Source organism: Rhizobium sp. 01N447_2 (genome assembly GCF_056399245.1).
Genome location: NZ_JBFTQY010000014.1, coordinates 103,907 through 120,539, shown reverse-complemented (window position 1 = coordinate 120,539; position 16,633 = coordinate 103,907). Strand labels below are relative to the sequence as shown.

The 16,633-nt window shown below is 56.0% G+C and carries 13 protein-coding genes and 1 pseudogene; 8 read left to right on the top strand and 6 right to left on the bottom strand.

Annotated features, from left to right (window positions below; genetic code table 11):
• Window positions 1-163: 163 nt before the first annotated feature.
• The 4 genes from AC1ECN_RS11615 to AC1ECN_RS11600 all read left to right on the top strand — a co-directional run bounded on the left by AC1ECN_RS11615 (window position 164) and on the right by AC1ECN_RS11600 (window position 5,192).
• On the top strand, window positions 164-1,375 hold the full coding sequence (locus AC1ECN_RS11615) for an SLBB domain-containing protein (RefSeq protein WP_032988630.1): 1,212 nt from the start codon (window positions 164-166) through the stop codon (window positions 1,373-1,375).
• 80 nt (window positions 1,376-1,455) lie between these two features.
• Window positions 1,456-2,160, top strand: a complete 705-nt coding sequence (locus tag AC1ECN_RS11610; protein WP_029767213.1) for a hypothetical protein — start codon at window positions 1,456-1,458, stop codon at window positions 2,158-2,160.
• 51 nt (window positions 2,161-2,211) lie between these two features.
• Window positions 2,212-4,488, top strand: coding sequence for a polysaccharide biosynthesis tyrosine autokinase (locus tag AC1ECN_RS11605; protein WP_018073790.1), 2,277 nt, complete (start codon window positions 2,212-2,214; stop codon window positions 4,486-4,488).
• Window positions 4,488-5,192, top strand: coding sequence for a hypothetical protein (locus AC1ECN_RS11600; protein ID WP_130662061.1), 705 nt, complete (start codon window positions 4,488-4,490; stop codon window positions 5,190-5,192). The genes AC1ECN_RS11605 and AC1ECN_RS11600 overlap by 1 nt, the downstream gene beginning before the upstream one ends.
• A 222-nt stretch (window positions 5,193-5,414) precedes the next feature.
• Here the strand turns inward: AC1ECN_RS11600 and rapA2 are convergent, their stop codons facing one another.
• Window positions 5,415-6,113 carry a calcium-binding lectin RapA2 gene (rapA2, locus tag AC1ECN_RS11595; RefSeq protein ID WP_018481614.1) on the bottom strand — a complete coding sequence of 233 codons (699 nt, stop codon included), beginning with the start codon at window positions 6,111-6,113 and terminating at the stop codon, window positions 5,415-5,417.
• Between the two features lie 679 nt (window positions 6,114-6,792).
• Here rapA2 and AC1ECN_RS11590 point away from each other — a divergent pair.
• From AC1ECN_RS11590 to AC1ECN_RS11575, 4 genes and pseudogenes are all read left to right on the top strand, one after another.
• Window positions 6,793-8,137, top strand: a pseudogene (locus AC1ECN_RS11590) (right-handed parallel beta-helix repeat-containing protein).
• A gap of 463 nt (window positions 8,138-8,600) precedes the next feature.
• Window positions 8,601-10,367: a type I secretion system permease/ATPase gene (locus tag AC1ECN_RS11585; RefSeq protein WP_018073794.1), complete on the top strand. Its 1,767-nt coding sequence runs from the start codon at window positions 8,601-8,603 to the stop codon at window positions 10,365-10,367.
• A 15-nt stretch (window positions 10,368-10,382) separates the two neighbouring features.
• Entirely contained in the window at window positions 10,383-11,690 is a 1,308-nt protein-coding gene (locus tag AC1ECN_RS11580) for an HlyD family type I secretion periplasmic adaptor subunit (protein WP_018073795.1), read from the top strand.
• Between the two features lie 147 nt (window positions 11,691-11,837).
• On the top strand, window positions 11,838-12,533 hold the full coding sequence (locus tag AC1ECN_RS11575; RefSeq protein ID WP_130662830.1) for an SGNH/GDSL hydrolase family protein: 696 nt from the start codon (window positions 11,838-11,840) through the stop codon (window positions 12,531-12,533).
• Between the two features lie 43 nt (window positions 12,534-12,576).
• Here AC1ECN_RS11575 and AC1ECN_RS11570 read toward each other — a convergent pair whose 3' ends face one another.
• The 5 genes from AC1ECN_RS11570 to AC1ECN_RS11550 all read right to left on the bottom strand — a co-directional run bounded on the left by AC1ECN_RS11570 (window position 12,577) and on the right by AC1ECN_RS11550 (window position 16,553).
• The gene (locus AC1ECN_RS11570; protein WP_018073797.1) at window positions 12,577-13,053 is read right to left on the bottom strand and encodes a glycosyltransferase; all 477 of its coding nucleotides are present in this window, start codon (window positions 13,051-13,053) and stop codon (window positions 12,577-12,579) included.
• A complete protein-coding gene (locus AC1ECN_RS11565) occupies window positions 13,050-13,508 on the bottom strand; it encodes a glycosyltransferase family protein (RefSeq protein ID WP_018073798.1) in 459 nt (152 codons plus the stop codon). The genes AC1ECN_RS11570 and AC1ECN_RS11565 overlap by 4 nt, the downstream gene beginning before the upstream one ends.
• A gap of 212 nt (window positions 13,509-13,720) precedes the next feature.
• Window positions 13,721-14,701 carry a glycosyltransferase family A protein gene (locus tag AC1ECN_RS11560; RefSeq protein ID WP_130662059.1) on the bottom strand — a complete coding sequence of 327 codons (981 nt, stop codon included), beginning with the start codon at window positions 14,699-14,701 and terminating at the stop codon, window positions 13,721-13,723.
• Entirely contained in the window at window positions 14,698-15,582 is an 885-nt protein-coding gene (locus tag AC1ECN_RS11555; RefSeq protein WP_018073800.1) for a glycosyltransferase family 2 protein, read from the bottom strand. Before AC1ECN_RS11555 ends, AC1ECN_RS11560 begins: the two co-directional genes overlap by 4 nt.
• A complete protein-coding gene (locus AC1ECN_RS11550) occupies window positions 15,579-16,553 on the bottom strand; it encodes a glycosyltransferase family 2 protein (protein ID WP_477953009.1) in 975 nt (324 codons plus the stop codon). Before AC1ECN_RS11550 ends, AC1ECN_RS11555 begins: the two co-directional genes overlap by 4 nt.
• Window positions 16,554-16,633 lie beyond the last annotated feature (80 nt).

Sequence of the window (16,633 nt, the reverse complement as noted above, 5' to 3'; positions counted from 1 at the left end):
AAGTCGCACCGGGGCCGTTTTTCGCTTCCTAAGGGCTCGACGTTGCCAGCCTGCCACAGTTAGGGGAATGTTAATCGGCTTTCAGTGTTATTGATCGGGGATCGTCTTGTATTTTGTCAGATTGCGGAGCAGTAGCTTCAGAGGCGTCAACACAGGGTATTCTATGGGTTGTTCTCGTATCAGTAGTACACGCGTCGCCATTGTTGTAGCGCTAACGACTATATTGGCAAGCTGCACATCGTTGCCAAGATCCGGTCCCGATCACAAAGATGTTGATCGCGATGCAGCCGTGAAAGTGACAACCAAGGAGCGTCGCGTCGGTATCGACTACGCCCTGATTGATCTCAGCAAGAACGTCCTGTCGTATTTTACCGCTCCCCAGCCAACATCCTTCAAAGGTTTTGGTGGTGGTCGAGGCGGGGCGCCCGAAATTCCGCTCGGTTTCGGTGATGTCGTTTCGGTTGCCATCTTCGAGGCTCAGTCGGGCGGTCTTTTCATTCCGTCCGATGCAGGTAGCCGACCCGGCAATTACATCTCGCTGCCAGAGCAGACCATCGATAGAAACGGAACGATCACAATTCCCTATGCAGGCCGGGTTCCGGCTGCCGGTCGCCTGAAGGAGACCGTAGAGCAGGACGTCGAGGATCGCCTGGCAAGCCGCGCGATCGAGCCGCAGGTGGTTATAACCACAACCACAAGCCGCTCCAGTCAGGTTGCCGTGCTCGGTGATGTCAACAATCCCCAGCGCGTCGAGATCAGCCCGGCCGGTGAGCGCGTTCTGGATGTCATTTCCGCCGCGGGTGGTTTGACGACCAACAATATCGAAACGAATGTGACGCTGCAGCGTCGTGGCAAGACGGCAACCGTCGCCTACACTACGCTATTGAAGAACCCGGCCGAAAATATTTATGTTGCGCCGGATGACACGATTTCGATCGATCATGAGCGTCGCACATATCTTGCGCTCGGCGCCGCAGGCACCAGCGGTCGCTTCGATTTCGAAGAGTCTGATCTGACCCTTGGAGAGGCAATCGCCAAGGCGGGCGGCCTGCGCGACGACCGCGCTGATCCGGCACAGGTCCTGCTCTACCGCCTTGTCCCCAAGAAAACGGTTGCAGCGATGCACGTGGACGCGACGAGGTTTACGGGTGAAACGGTTCCGGTAATCATCCGCGCGAATCTTCGCGATCCGGCAACCTTGTTTGCTGTTCAGCAATTCAAGATGGAAGACAAGGATATTATCTATATTTCCAATTCGGCCTCTGTTGAACTGGTCAAGTTCCTTGACATCGTAAACTCGGTATCGTCCACTATTTCCGGAGTGGCCGACGATGCGAACGATACCAGCAATGCGGTCCAGGATCTTGGAAATTGATTGACATAGGCGGGCCGTCATCGATCGCGAATGATCAGTGAGGGCGGCCTATATAGCGGATTTGATGAAGGACTGTGGTTATGGCAAGGTCTGGTGTTTATCGTAAGCTTGCGTATAGCGGAATCGTCGTCGCGATGTTTGCCGGCATGAATTCAAGCGCTTTTGCGGCAGCTTGTTTGGGTCCGGCAAGTCTGACTTCCGTCGATGTCGGCGGATTTACCGCTAGCCCTGCCGTTCTGCTCGACATGTCCGATCCGTTGGTTTTGTCATCGCGTGTTCGCGCGCTGGTCGGAAGCAGCAATGATGCGCTGTCGCCAGTGATCGAGCAGGCAAAGAAGGCCAGTGCTGCACAGATGGCGGCTATCGGCTCCGGTCTCGCGCGGGCCGCAAACAGCTGCCAGGTAACGGATCCGCAATTCAAGCTGGCGATCGAAAAGGCCGTTGCCGAGGCGACTATTGCCGATCCCAACCTCGCGCCGCTGCTTGCCGCCTTTGCAAAGGTCCTTGCCGAAGGCGGGACCGCAGCTCTTGGTCCGGGTGCAAGTGCCGCCGCCGCATCCGGCATCGGCAATGATGGGCAAGTTGGACAAACCGGGCCTGGAGCGGACGATGGTACGCCGTTCGACGGCGCTGCCACAACTGCGGGTACACTGAAGGTCTCGAATGCCGGCGCAGATGATTCATCGTCGACTTCAACGACGACGATCGTCAGCATCGGAGCGGCTGGGCAGTCGTCCACCGATCCGACGCAGTCGACGAGTCAGAGTGTCCCGGTCATACAATAGCTGGAATTGCCCGTAGATCTTAGCACTTGACGCTTTTGTTGGAGATCGAAATTGCTATCGCCAGATAAACTTACGCCGCGTATCGACCCCTCCCGCGATACGGGAAACGAAGCTGACTTCATCGATTTCGACAAGCTCATCGCAATCGCCCGCCGACAGTGGCGGATGGTTGCGGCGTGCGGTTTCGCCTTCGCCATTCTGGGCATTGTGTATGTCCTGACTTCGGTGCCTGTCTACACCGCCGACACGAGCGTGCTGATCGACCGCAGCGATAGTCAGGTGATCAATCAGCTGGCGGCTTTCGGCCAGATGGACGATGACGAAGGTACTGTCCTCAGTCAGGTTGAGCTTTTGAAGTCCGACACGATCGCCTATGCTGTTGTCGACAAGCTGAAACTCGTCGACAATCCGGAGTTCATGGGACCGAAGAGCTCGCTTTTTTCTGTCTCAACGTTGAAATCCTTCATGAATTTTCGGTCGTGGTTTGCCGACGACGCAGTCGTCGCCCCCGACCCGGAAATGAGGCGGCGAGGCGCTGCGGAGACTGTCGCTGGCAATATCGATGTCGAACGCGTCGGCCGCTCCTACGTCCTCGATGTCAGCTATACCGCGCAGTCGCCCGGCCTGGCGCGTGATATCGCGGCTGGGATCGCCGACGTCTATCTGGTCGACAAGCTCAATTCCAAATACGAGGCGACGCGCCGGGCCGGCCAATGGCTGCAGGAGCGCATCGAAGAGCTCCGGCAGCAGGCGCTGGACACCGACCTTGCGGTTCAAAAATTCCGCGGCGAGCATGGGCTTGTCGAGGCCGGATCCGGTACGCTGATTAGCGAGCAGCAGCTTTCCGAAATCAACACCCAATTGATCAATGCGCAGGCCGAGACAGCGAAGGCCGAGGCAAGATATGCCCGCGTCAAGTCGATCATCGACGCCAAGCAGACCGATGCGATCGTCACGGATGTGCTCGACAGCTCGATTTCGAACGACCTACGCAAGAAATATCTGGAAGCTTCCAAGCTAGAGACCGAAATTGAGGCCCGGCTCGGTCCCGATCACGTCCAGGCGGTTCGGCTTCGTGCGGAAATGGAAGAATATAAGAGGCTCATGTTCGATGAGTTGAATCGCATCGCCGAAAGCTACCAAAGCGAGCTGCAGGTCGCGAAATCGCGGGAAAATTCTCTGCGCGACAGTGTGACACAGGCGACGGGCGTAGCCGCAACGGCCGGCGAAACGCAGGTGCAGCTTCGCGAGCTGGAGCGCACGCGCGATACCTATAAGAATCTCTATCAGAGCTTCTTGACGCGCTATCAGGAAGCAATTCAACAGCAGAGCTTTCCGATTACCGCTGCTCGCATCATCACGACGGCGGAGACGCCGACGAAGCCGAGCGCTCCGAAGAGAGCTCTCGTCGTGGCTTTCGCGATGTTCGTGGGATGTGCATTTGGAAGTGGTATAGCCGCCTTCCGCGAATTCCGGGATCGGTTCTTCCGCACCGGCGACGATGTCCGGGACGTGCTCGATGTCGAGTCTCTCGGTGTCATGCCGCTGATTGAAAATAACGTCGACGATCCGACGCTCGTTGATCCCGGCAATCCGCGAAGCATTGCCAGGGGCGGGAAGACCACGACCTATGTCGAGGAGCATCCGCTCTCGGCATTTGCCGAGACGCTTCGAAGCGCCAAGATAGCCATCGACCTCAGTGCTGCCGATCAGCGCTGCAAGGTCATCGGCGTCGTGTCGAGCTTGCCCGGCGAGGGGAAGTCGACGACATCCATCAATTTTGCCAAGCTCCTGGCAATGCAGGGTGCGCGTTGCCTGCTTATCGACGGCGACATGCGCAATCCCGGTGCCACCCGGGCGATCGGCCGCCATGCCGAGGCCGGCTTGCTCGAGGCGATCGTTGACAGCCGACCGCTCAAGGATCTGATCCTTCTCGATCCCAAAACAAAGCTCGCATTTTTGCCGACGGTGGCACGGTATCGTGTTCCGCATTCGTCGGAGCTGCTTGCGTCACGCGGCATGGATCAGCTTCTTCAAACGGCACGTCAAAGCTTCGATTATATTATCGTCGACCTGCCGCCCTTGGCGCCGGTTGTGGATGCACGCGCCATCAATTCGAAGCTGGATGCGGTGGTTTTCGTTATCGAGTGGGGAAAGACATCGCGCAAGGTCGTGCAGTCGACCCTGCTTTCCGAGCCGGAACTCTATGCGAAATGCGTCGGTACTATATTGACCAAGGTCGACCCGTCGCAGATGAAACTTTACCGGACGTTCGGTTCGAGCGAGTATTATTATAAGCGTTATTCGCGATACTATACCGAAAGCTGATGTTCCGCGGTCAGTTCGTTTCGGTTACCAGGATCGCTTTCGTTATCGTCACCGTCGTCTTTGTGGTGCTGGCCGGTCGAGAGCTCTCCGCTTCGATAAGAACGGCCAGCATCTCGATCGTCGCCGAAAGGATCGAGCGTGGAGAGACGGTCGCGGATGAAGTCGTGACCAAATATGCGGTGCGTAGTGTCGACGTCGTTGACGGACATTATTGCCGATCAGACATTGTGGCTGCTGGCGTAACCCTCGTTCTGGCGCAACTCGATCGGCAGAATGTCAATGTCAACTACGACGCCTGGGCCGTTGCAGCGTCGAGTGCGCGCGAGTATCTGCGGTATGCGCTTTCGTGCATGCCGACGAACAGCAATTTTTGGCTTCGCCTTGCGGCCGTGCAGTCGACAATTGCGGAAGAGCCGGTCGCGATTGCGGGAATGATGAAGCGTTCGGTTGTGCTCGCCCCCCACGACCAGGTGATGATTCTGACGCGGTTTTATTTCTGGAACGATTTTACCGATGCAACGCTTGCCGCGGCAAAGAGCGCGCTCGATAGCGATCTTACGACGATGCTGAAACTGGGCGATCGTTGCAGGGTCAACGCTACGATAAAAGAGATTAGCCCACAGCTTCGTCCAATCTTCGATCAAACCTGGACGAGCGTTGGAGAGGCTGCGACGGCGCGGTTCCGACAGCGTTGCAGCGAGTAAATCACCGAGTCGGTTTTCAAAGACAGTTCCAAGCTCCAAAACGGCGCTGAACCAACGCCCGATGGAATATAATCGTGCTGTTCTGGAGGCAGTTCCGAGCTCCGCTGAAGTTAGCGGTCCATCTGGTTGCCGGCAGCCGCGCACGACGGCTCATTCTCTTAACCGGAGCTCAACTTGTATAAAACAACGCCCGCTGCTTACGCGGCGGGCTTTGTTTTTTGATCAGACTTCTGCGTCCGCGCCAGTGATGTTGAGTGTCAGAACGCCGACGTCGGTGTGGCCTTCGCCGTCAGAGATCTTGTAGAACTGGACGGTTTCCGTGACGTGATCGCCCGCAGCAACATCTACTGCCAGATCATAGGTAAATGTTCCATCCGCTTTGACATGGAACGTGCCATACGTGCCGGCGACATCGGTCGTTGCGCTTGGATCGCCGTTTACGGTCGTGGCGCCGAACTGGCGGAGGAAGAGATGACCATTGTCGCCGGCAATGTCGTTATCCAGGGCGTTGCCGCCGATGGCGTCGCCTTCTGTGAAGCTGTAGTGGTCGTCGACGGCGATCGGCTTTACCTGGGTTACGCCCTGAATGTTCAGCGTGAACAGGCCGACATCGGTATGACCGCTGCCGTCGGAAATCTTGTACGAGACCTTCTCCTGGAGCAATTCACCATTGGTGAAGTTGACCTTGGCAGCGTCGCTCAGGACATAGGTGTAACTACCGTCAGGCTTGACGAAGAAGGTGCCGTAGTCGCCTTGGATCTCTGTGATCTGGCTGTTGCCGCTCTTGGCGCCAACGCTCGCACCGTCGAAGGCGCGCAGGAACAGGTGTCCGTTATCGGATGAATCGTTGGAAAGCAGATTTCCTGAAATGGCGTCAGTTTCCAGGAATGTTGCACTATCGTCGGTTGCGTGAACAGCCATCGGTTCTCTCCTTGAATTGTTCTTTGCTAGGTCAATTCTGACCTTTAGCGAGCTGCCCGATTAAGGATATCTTAATACAGAGAGTCAAGGGTGTAATTAACAGCAAGTGAACATTTTGGGGTGTATCGTACAATAATGACACACCTGGAACTCGTATAAGATAGTGAAACGCCGCGGGATTGTTGCGTTAAAAATAAGTGAAAATGTCAAATGACAGATACGAATCCATTTTTCTTCAGGATAGAAGAATGTTTATTCAAGGGCAATTTATAAAAATACGCTGATGTTCAGATGTGCAGATGAGATATTGACATAATCACTACGGGCTATGGCGTGACATTTTTCGTTGCTCGCTCGATCTCATGATTTTCGGCGAAGTAACTGATGTCGCGCTCTTGTCACATATGTTTATCAAGTAAGCTTTCTTTCGAGGCGCAATTTTCGCAAATTAATATGCGTGTCCTGGAAGATAGTCTTAATGCCACTGCTGATGTCAGGTAACCTGTCCATAATTGTGCAGCGCAACTTTTTTTGCAACGCGAAATATTCGAGAAGCGAAGATATTTTGTAGAGGATGTAAGAATTGTCGCGAGATAGAACGCATTTTAGTGTTCCATTTTAGGAGGCAGAGAGAAGTCTGCAGGTAAAAGATTTTCCAGTATCTTTGGGAGATCATGGCGTGACCGTCTACTATGTAAATTCGGCAACGGGATCCAATCAGAATAGTGGGATGAGCGAGCAGTCGGCTTTCGCGACGCTTTCCGCGGTCGAATCCTTGAGGCTAAAGCCGGGAGACAGCGTGCTGCTTGCCGCCGGAAGCGTGTTTAACGAGCAATTCGACCTGAAATACTCCGGCACTGTCAGCTCTCCGATTACCATTGGCAGTTACGGCGTTGGCGATGCGCCGGTCATTCACAGTAGCAATGACGGCATCCACGGCTCGAAGGCTTCAAACATCATCGTGGAGAACATCAAGATTGCTGATACCGGCGGTGCGGCGATATATGCGGGAAATGTCTCTAACTGGACCGTCCGCAACGGTCCTGGTGCTTGTCCGGGCTGTAAATGCGGTGGTCGAGGACAACACCGTGGTCGGTGGCGGTTTCGGGATAGGTGCCAACGCAGGCAAGAATATCGCCATCCACGACAATGACATTTCGGGATATGGTGGTTACAGCTGGTCTTTCGGCATCGGCCTTGGCGACCAGGGCGATGCGACAAACTATGATATCAGTGGAAACTATATTCATAACGGCGTCTGGGGCGTGTCGATCAGCGCTGCAGGTTACCCAAGTTATACACGCACGGATATCGATATTCATGGTAATGTCTTTGACGACCTGTCGTCCTCGGCGCTGAAGGTCGACAGGCCTGCATCCGGCTCTTTCCATGATAATATCATCGACAGCGTGGTGTCGACGTTGACAATGCCGGTCGCAATTGCCCTGCAGAGCACCTTCCTGATCAACGACAATAAAACGCTGGAGCAAGCGCAGGCCGAACTCGACGCTACGACTGGCAACACCCCGTCCACCAATGAGACGCCTACCACACCGGTTGTGGAGCCGCATGTCGAACCGTCAACACCGTCGCAGACAAGCACTCCGGCGCCGGCGACCGAAGCGCAGGTTTCCACCGCACCCACCGTCGCCGTTCCCAAGATTGTCGCAGCCCATGACAGCCTGAAGATCTCGACGGATACGGGCAGCGCCTATCATGGCAACCTCCTCGAAAACGATAGCGCAATCAATGGAACCGTGCTGCTTCGTCGCTTCGGTGACAGCGCAGTGGACAAGCATGGCCTGACGCTGACGGGGAAATACGGCGTCATCCATGTGGAGAGCGACGGTGATTACACGTATACGGTCGATGCGGTGAAAATCGCCGGTCTCAGCGGAAAGGTCAGCGAATCCTTCCAATATAAGATTTCTGACGGCGCTTCTCACGTCGATAGCGACTCGCTCGGCGTGTATATAAATGTGGACGCGTTCCATAGCAGCCAAGCATCGCACCTGCTGGTTTGAATCACGCCAAAGAGAGCGCCGGCCCGCTGTTCAACATCTGAAAGCTTGATGATGAAGGGGTGTCGGCGGTCGACGGCGCGGATAAAAAAATAGTTCCGCCGTTCATAGGAAAAATGAACTATAGATTGAATTTATAGTTAACGCCCCAGTAAACGTCGCGCATATGCGCGCGATACGTTCATCTCTCTGCGCCGTTGTTGGGCAATTTGCGATTTTCACTTGCTTAGGTTGGTATATTTAGCGTAGCGTCAAGTCAGAATCCCTGAAGCCGCTCGTTATAAATTGGAATTTTTGGTCACTTTTTGGTTGGATTCATGTAATAGGTCGTGGGCTTGCAAGCGGGTCCGGCGCCGGTGTCGGGGTCCAAGGCAGTCGTGTCATTGATCGGGCGTGATGGACCCGGAGCTGGAGTGTGCGCCGGCATATTTGCTTTCGTGCGATGCGGTAAGAGAGGGATTATTTCGTGTTTCAGAATTCAGCAGCTGATGTCAGCGAGCCATCCAAAGCATTAAGGAAATGCAAGGGGGGGCTCGTTTTCATTGGAATAGCAAGCGCGCTTATCAATATCCTATACCTTACAAGTTCATTTTTTATGCTTGAGGTGTATGACCGGGTCATCCCCAGCAAAAGCATACCTTCGCTGGCTGTCCTGGCAATACTTGCGTTAATGCTTTACTGTTTTCAAGGAGCGTTCGAGGTTCTGCGAAGCAGGATGCTTGTGCGTGTTGCCGGTGCGCTTGACGAGATGGTGAACGGACGTGTGTTCCGCGCGCTGATCAAGGCTCCGTTGAAGGTCAAAATCGGTGGCGACGGGCTTCAGCCGTTGCGCGACTTCGACCAGATCAGAACCTTCCTGTCCGGTATGGGCCCGACAGCGATGTTCGATCTGCCCTGGTTGCCGTTCTATATCGTGATCTGCTTCCTCTTTCATCCGGCTATCGGATATATCGCGATCGGTGGATCGCTGGTTCTCGCCATCCTGACGTTCATGACCAATCAGGGAACGCGTACGCTCTCAAAAAAGCAATCTGACTCCGCCAATATGCGGAATGCCTTCGCGCAGACCTCGATCCGCAACTCCGAGGTTATTCACGCCATGGGCATGGCAGGCACGATGGCCGAAATCTGGGACCGCAAGAACAGTGAATACCGGACGATCACCCGGCAGGCATCGGATGTCGGCAACGGATATGCGACCTTGTCGAAGATTTTCCGTATTGCTTTGCAATCGGGAACGCTCGCGACCGGCGCAATCCTGGTCATTCAAGGGCAGGCCTCTTCGGGAATTATCATCGCGGGCTCGATATTGACCTCGCGCGCTCTGGCGCCTGTCGAAGCGGCGATTGGAAATTGGCGTGGTTTCGTTTCTGCTCAGCAGAGCTGGGCGCGGCTTTCGAGCCTGCTGAAAACCATTCCTGAGATTCCAGCCCCCCTTGCGCTCGCGGCTCCTACCAAGCAAGTCACTGTCGAGGGCTTGGCGAGCGGACCGCCGGCGGGCCAGCGCCTGGTCATCTCCGATGTCAGCTTCGGCTTGAGGGCGGGCAGCGCGCTTGGTGTCATTGGTTACAGTGCCTCGGGCAAGTCGTCGTTGGCACGGGCGATGATGGGCATCTGGCCGACCGTCAGAGGATCCATTCGTCTCGATGGCGCTGCGCTGGATCAGTGGGACGGCGACGCACTTGGCCGGCATATCGGTTATCTCCCGCAGGATGTGGAGCTTTTCTCGGGGACCGTCGCGCAGAATATCTGCCGTTTCGCGAAGGAGATGTCACCCGAGGTCGTGGTTGCCGCAGCGCGGGCGGCGCGTGTTCACGATCTTATTCTTCGTCTACCGAACGGTTACGAAACCGAAATCGGCGAAGGCGGTGCTGCACTTTCAGCCGGCCAGAGACAGCGTATCGCGCTGGCAAGAGCGCTTTACGGCGAACCATTCCTCGTCGTGCTCGACGAACCGAACTCCAATCTCGATGAAGAAGGCGAGCGGGCGCTGAGTGCCGCGATCATGAGCGTGCGGGCGCGCGGCGGCATTGTCGTTGTCATCGCACATCGGTCCGGCGTTCTAGCGGTCTGCGACTTCGTGCTGATGATGCAGGAAGGCCGTATGATCGCGTTTGGTCCCAAAGAGGAAGTTCTGGCAAGGGTCAGCCGGCCGGAAGCGGCGCGTACGCCGATTGCCGAGCGCGTGGCTCAGCTTAAAGTCGTGGTCGACGGCATGAATGCGGCCGAATAGGCCAGAAGGAAGATTGTGAGCAAGGTTATCAGTGAATCGAAACGCTCCCTCAATCGGCATGTTGCCGTTGTCGGTGTGTTGTCGATAGCCCTCGTTTGTGGCATCGGCGGTTGGGCGGCGACGACAGAGCTTTCGAGCGCAGTCATCGGCGAGGGCGTGATCGTCGTCGACGGCGATGTCAAGAAGATCCAGCACCTGACAGGTGGTATCGTGTCGGAATTGCTGGTCTCCGAAAACGACCATGTGACGGCAGGGCAGGTGCTGATCCGGCTCGATGGAACGACGACCAGAGCGAACCTCTCGATTGTCGAAAGCACGCTCGCTCAGCTTTATGCGCGCCGTGCCCGTCTAAAGGCGGAACGGATCGGCGCCGAATCGTTCGAGGTCGAGGAAAACATCACCGATCTGACATCCAGCACCTCGGCGCAGAAGCTTCTCGATGGCGAGCAGAAGTTGTTCGACAGTCGCAGGTCGGCGCTTATCGGGATGAAGAGCCAGCTGGCATCGCGTAAGGATCAGCTGGCCGAGCAGGTAAAGGGGTTGGTCGTTCAGATCAATGCCACCAATGATTCCCTGGGCTTGATCGAAGAGGAGCTTGGAGGCATTGATGTGCTCTATAAGAAGGGGCTGGTCACTCTTCAGCGTTTGAATCAGCTCAAGCGGGCACGTGCCGATCTCCAGGGCAACAGCGGCCAGGAAATTGCAGCAAAGGCGGAGGCCGAGGGCAAGGCAATCGAGATCGATCGCCAGTCGATCCAGCTCGACGAGGATCGTCGTTCGGAGATCGCAAAGGACCTGACCGACGTCGAGGCGCAGATAGCCGAATATGAAGAGCGCCGCGGAACCGCGCTCGATCAGCTGCACCGTCTCGACATTACCGCGCCGCTGACCGGACGAGTTCACGAACTTTCGGTTCACACGGTCAATGGCGTCATCGATCCCGGTCAGACGCTGATGCTCGTCGTGCCCGAAAACAACGAGCTTACGGTCGAGGCGAAAGTTGCCACCCGCGACATTGATCAGGTTCACGTCGGTCAGTCCGTCGATGTGCGTTTCAGCGCTTTCGATCAACGCACGACGCCTGACGTGAGCGGTGAGATTACCTCTATCGCTCCTGATATCGTCAAGGATGAGCGCACGGGCATTAGCTACTATCCCCTTCGCGTCAAGCCGAAACCTGAAAGCATCGCCAGGATGAAGACAATAAAGCTCTATCCCGGCATGCCGGCGGAGGTCTTTATCAAGATCGGCGACCGGACGGTTATATCCTATCTCACCAAGCCTCTGACCGATCAGATGCAGCACGTATTTCGTCAGGAGTGATTGGCGGCTGTTTCGCGTTAGGAGCCCCACGTCTTAAAGCAGCCGTTGTCATTCGCCGGGCTGGGGTTGGGTTATTTCGTGGCGCTTGAACAGAGGTATGAGCTTCCATTTCACGAAATTGTCTCAAGCCTGCTGCAGGGTCTCCCTATGATATGTTTGCGGCTTTGGCGAGCGGCGCCAATTGAGAGGCGACCGGCTTATGGACTGGTTCTGTTTCTGGCGTGTCTGGTGATGCTTTCAGCGACCAAAAACGGTTATGCCGATAGTCCTCCGCCGCTGAAAATAGTGGCCTTCGGAACATCCTTGACGGCCCGCGGGGGATGGCAGCCTGCCCTTGAGACAGAGCTTGCAGCCTGCCTGCACCGGCCTGTGAAGGTCGATAGTGTTGCGAAAAGCGGTGAAACGTCGCTGTGGGCTCTAACCCAGATCGATCGCGTCGTTGCCGAGCAGCCGGATATCATCCTGATTGAGCTCTACGCCAACGACGCAACGCTGCATCGGTTTGTGTCGCTTGTACAAAGCCGAAAGAATATCGGCGACATCCTCGACCAGCTTCGGCAGCGCCTGCCGCAAGCGCGGATTGTCGTCATGGCCATGAATCCGTTTTCAGGATTACGTGGGCTGATCCGCCCCTTTGTCGACAGCTACATCTCGGCACATCAGGCGGAGGCGCAAAAACGGGGCCTGGAGTTTGTCGACCACCGGCCCAACTGGGAGCGTCTTACGCCGGATGATCTGGTTACGGCAATTCCTGATGGCGCGCATCCTCTGCCCGACATCGCCTCCAAAATCATCACGCCTGAACTCGTCAAACGCATCGCCGGCAACAATTGCGGAGAATGAAAAATCCTCACATGCCCGTCACAATCCGTGACGGCTTCCGGGTTCAGACGGCGGCAATATAATTTTTCAAGTAACTGACCAGCGAAGCCCGGCCGGCCTCAGACGAATCTTCGTGAGACGGACTATCCAGATCTTCGAGGAGATAGTTTTTGAGATCGTCATCGGTATGCGCGACATAGATACCCGGTCGGCCTGCGAGCTGGCCTACCGTGGCAAGCTGATGATCGTTTCGGTGCTCGCCGAGCGCCGCCTGTCGGGGAACGAGAATGATCGGCTTCCCAAAACGCTTGGCCGTCAGCACAGTGCCAATTCCCGCATGAGAGACGATGATGGTTGCATCGCGAAAGACCTTATCAAAGTCCTTCGGCTCGATATTTTTGATCCACTTCATGTTCTGTGGCGTGTAGCTGCCCCTGCCGATCTGTGCCAGAACCGGTTTGGACAGTTCCGTTGCGAAGGTATCGACGGCCTTGACGAGGCGATCGAATGGCAGCTGCGTTCCGACGGTGACGAGAATCAAAGGACAGCTCCTGCGTAGTGGGGGCCATCCGGCCGTGAAAGATGCTGCCATTGCGTGAGCCAGAGCGTCGCAATATGGCCAGCCAATTTTCCCGATAGGGAGAGCTTCTCGACATTGGCGACGCTATCGATCCAGATCGTTCGCTTGCCCATCAATTTGCCGGCAAGCAGGCAAAAAAGTCCGGGTGCGGCGCCGGTCGAGATAATAACGTCTGGCCTCTGCTTGATGACGATGGAGAAGGCGCTGAAAAAGCACCGGATCGACATTGTGATCGAGTCGCGGCTGCAATCGGGAAGCACCAGGCCGTCGCGAATGTCGTATTTGGCAAGCAGCCCTGGGATGGTCGTTGCAAAGACGATATCGCAGCCCTCGAATGCGCCGCGCATGGCCATCAGCTGTTCCCAATGGCCGCCTCCTGACGAGGCAGCGAGAACCTTCAATTTTTTCTCAGCCATAGACAGGCATCTCCTATATTTGACCGATGATAATAGCGCAAAACCGTTCTGTTCAAACTGCGGCTGTGCCGCGATAATTCAATAGAAGTGTAGCATTTTTGGTTTGGTTGGTCGAAGCTTTGAAATTCATGGACGGCCGGTTAACCGTAGGATGTTTTCGTCTTGAACAAAAGAAGGGCCGAAACTCATTCGAGGCCCTCCCGCAAGCAATATCAGTGGGCGGCATTGGGTTTGTATTCCTGGTACGCGTGTCCGAGAATCCCGTTGACCATGCCAGCACCGCGCAGAACGTGGGTGAGAGCTCGCATGCCCCAATAGGGTGAAATCAAAATCGCCGGCAGCATGGCCAGTCCCAGTATGACCCTCGTCGCTCCATAAACCGCGCGATAGGCTCGGCGCTTGAGGTTGCCATGCAGGACCTCACTGACTGCGAAGGTATTTCCGAGCCGGTATTGTCTTTGCAGCACCCATTTCCAGGTCATCCGGTTCGCGGGAACGATATCATAGACAAGCGCCTTATCAGCCCAGAAAACCTGCATGCCGCGACGGATGGCCTGATTGAAGAAGAGATAATCCGTGCCTCCGGTGAATCGCATCTTCTCTTCAAAACGCAGATTCCATGAGCGGATCAGGGGATAGTCGAACATGACGTTGTTCGAGGCCGCATAACCGATACGCTGACCGTCCTTGTTCTTTTTGCGCTCGAAGACTCTCGCCTTGATGAAATATTCCGGCGGGTTTTCCGGATAGACCGGCTGGACGGGACCGTAGACGCAATCGGCGCGGCTTTTCTCCCGTGTTTCCAGCATCGCGTCCAGCCAGCCGTCGACCGGCCATTCGTCATCGTCGAGAAAGCAGAAAAGGTCGGTGCCGGGAGGCGCTGAATCCATCGCGCGGTTGCGCGCAAAGGGTATGCCCTGGTTTTGTTCGATGACGTAGATCAGGTCGTAGGCGCCTGTCTGGCCGAACCCCTCCACCGTGGCCTTTGCGCTGCCGGCTGCATCATTGTCCACGATCACCATGGTGAGATGATAGGGACGATCCGGATGTCGATTCTGGCGGGTCATCACGTCAAGTAGCTTGGCAATCCCGTCGAGGCGTCGATAGGTCAGCACGCCGACGGCGATATTCAGCGGTGCGGCGCCTGCTTCTGTGCCGACGGATGAATGCGGAAAAGTCTGTTGCTGATTCATGACTGTCCTCTCCGCAGCATATTTCCCAAACGCTTGCGCGCCGCCATCAAGGCCACTTCGGTCGCGGCAGCATCGCCGAACGGACCGCCGGCCACCGTGTTGCGAGCTTCGCCCCGGAGCTTCAGAAGCGATGTCGTTTCGGCAATTCCGCCGGCCACGAGGCTCTTGCCGAGTGCCTGCAGCCCGTCATAGCGGCGTGCCAGTTCGAGCCCAGTCGCGATCATGATCCGCGGGCGCAGTGTCTTTGCCCTGCTTGTGCCCGTGTAGCGGTTCGACTCATGAATGCGCTGAAACGTCAGCGGTGTTTCGACGATGGCGCCGCGGCCGAGAAAGGCAGCGGCAAACTTGATATAATTGTCGCTGAGGACGACGTCTGTCGCGACGGACATCGGCAGTATCTGGGACAGCAGATTGCGGCGGAAGCTCAAGCCCGATGTCGGAACCGGAAGCGAGGGAAAGCCGCCCCTGCGAAGGGTGTCCCGCTTGTCGAACAGTGTCACTTGCAGCTCTGCAGGAGGCTGGTCGCTTTCCTCGGTCGTCACCCGGTCGAAGCACCAGTCGATCTCGTTGTGATCGTAGATCTCGGCGATACGAGCAAGTTTGCCGGGCAGAAACGCATCATCGGCATCGAGGAGAAAGAGGATATCGCCGCTTGCGGCCGCAAAACCCGCATTGAAGCTCGATGCCTGGCCACCATTTTCCTTCAATACGGTCAGGATCCGCTCGCCATAGGAAGCAAGAATCTCTTGGGAATCATCGGTGGAGCCATCGTCGACCACGATCACTTCGAAGTCGGGATAGACCTGCGACAGAACACTGTCGATGCATGGGCGCAGATACTGGCCGTAATTGAAATTGTTGATAAGCACCGATAATTTCAATGCACGACCTCCTGCGCTAGTCGACCAGAATGATTTACTGCCGGCGCGTATCGGCGAAGTCCGGCGCGGTAGCCACGCATGTAATAGTACTTCCAGATGGCCCAGAACCGCTTCTTTGATCGCGGCAACGGATAAAGGAGGGCTGCCCGAACCGCCCAGTTGGCGCTCTCGATCCAGGTTCTTAAGGGGATTCCCCCGATCCTTATACCTTTGGGAATGTTTTCAACGAAGAGCGCCGGCATTCCATAGCCAAGACGTTCCCCACGCTTCTGTACCCAAGCCTCTGTCACGCTAGAGGCTGGAATCCAATGATGAACAATGGCCTCAGCGCACCGATAGGTTTTCACGCCGCTTCGGGATAAGCGGCTGACAATTTCCGTATCCTCTCCCATTGCGAAAAGACCTCCTGGAAGCGGCCCGATATCTTCGCGGAATCGAACATTGCTGCCAAGCAATTCGCGACGCACGGTCGTGTTCGGACCCCAAATTTTTGTCGGGTCGCATGGGCCACTGGATTCCTGGTCGGCTATGGCGAAGGTTGATCCCATGGGAATCCAGTCCAACATCGGATCCCCATGGGGATAATGCTCCCAATTTGGAAGAATTCGGCCGCCGATAACGCCGAAATCCGGGTTCGCCTCCGCGCATGCAGCGATCGAACTCAACCAGTTCGCATCTGCCTCGACGTCGTCGTCCGTAAAAACGATCAGCGCTCCTCGAGCTATCACCAGAGCTGCGTTCATAGCTCCTGATTTGCCTGGGCGGGTATGATTAACAACAACAATTGGAAGCTTCGTTGCATATTGATCGAGAAGCTCCTGTGTTTCGTCTTTACTGTTGTTGTTGACGGCAATCAGTTCCCATTGTTCGACTGGAAGGTTTTGCCCCAACATCGAATCCAGCATCTGTTGAAGCCGTCTGCTGGCGCCGTTGAAGGACGAAAAGATGACACTAATTCTCGGATCCGTCATCAAACCCACTCGCCTCCTGACGTGCGAAAATCCTGCCCGCTGCCTCCGCAGCTGGAGCACTTCCTGTCGATGCCGCGGTT

Coding starts and splice junctions, on each gene's coding strand:
- AC1ECN_RS11615 (WP_032988630.1), top strand. CDS start 164: ATGGGTTGTTCTCGTATCAGTAGTACACGCGTCGCCATTGTTGTAGCG.
- AC1ECN_RS11610 (WP_029767213.1), top strand. CDS start 1,456: ATGGCAAGGTCTGGTGTTTATCGTAAGCTTGCGTATAGCGGAATCGTC.
- AC1ECN_RS11600 (WP_130662061.1), top strand. CDS start 4,488: ATGTTCCGCGGTCAGTTCGTTTCGGTTACCAGGATCGCTTTCGTTATC.
- rapA2 (WP_018481614.1), bottom strand. CDS start 6,113: ATGGCTGTTCACGCAACCGACGATAGTGCAACATTCCTGGAAACTGAC.
- AC1ECN_RS11575 (WP_130662830.1), top strand. CDS start 11,838: ATGATATGTTTGCGGCTTTGGCGAGCGGCGCCAATTGAGAGGCGACCG.
- AC1ECN_RS11565 (WP_018073798.1), bottom strand. CDS start 13,508: ATGGCTGAGAAAAAATTGAAGGTTCTCGCTGCCTCGTCAGGAGGCGGC.
- AC1ECN_RS11560 (WP_130662059.1), bottom strand. CDS start 14,701: ATGAATCAGCAACAGACTTTTCCGCATTCATCCGTCGGCACAGAAGCA.
- AC1ECN_RS11550 (WP_477953009.1), bottom strand. CDS start 16,553: ATGACGGATCCGAGAATTAGTGTCATCTTTTCGTCCTTCAACGGCGCC.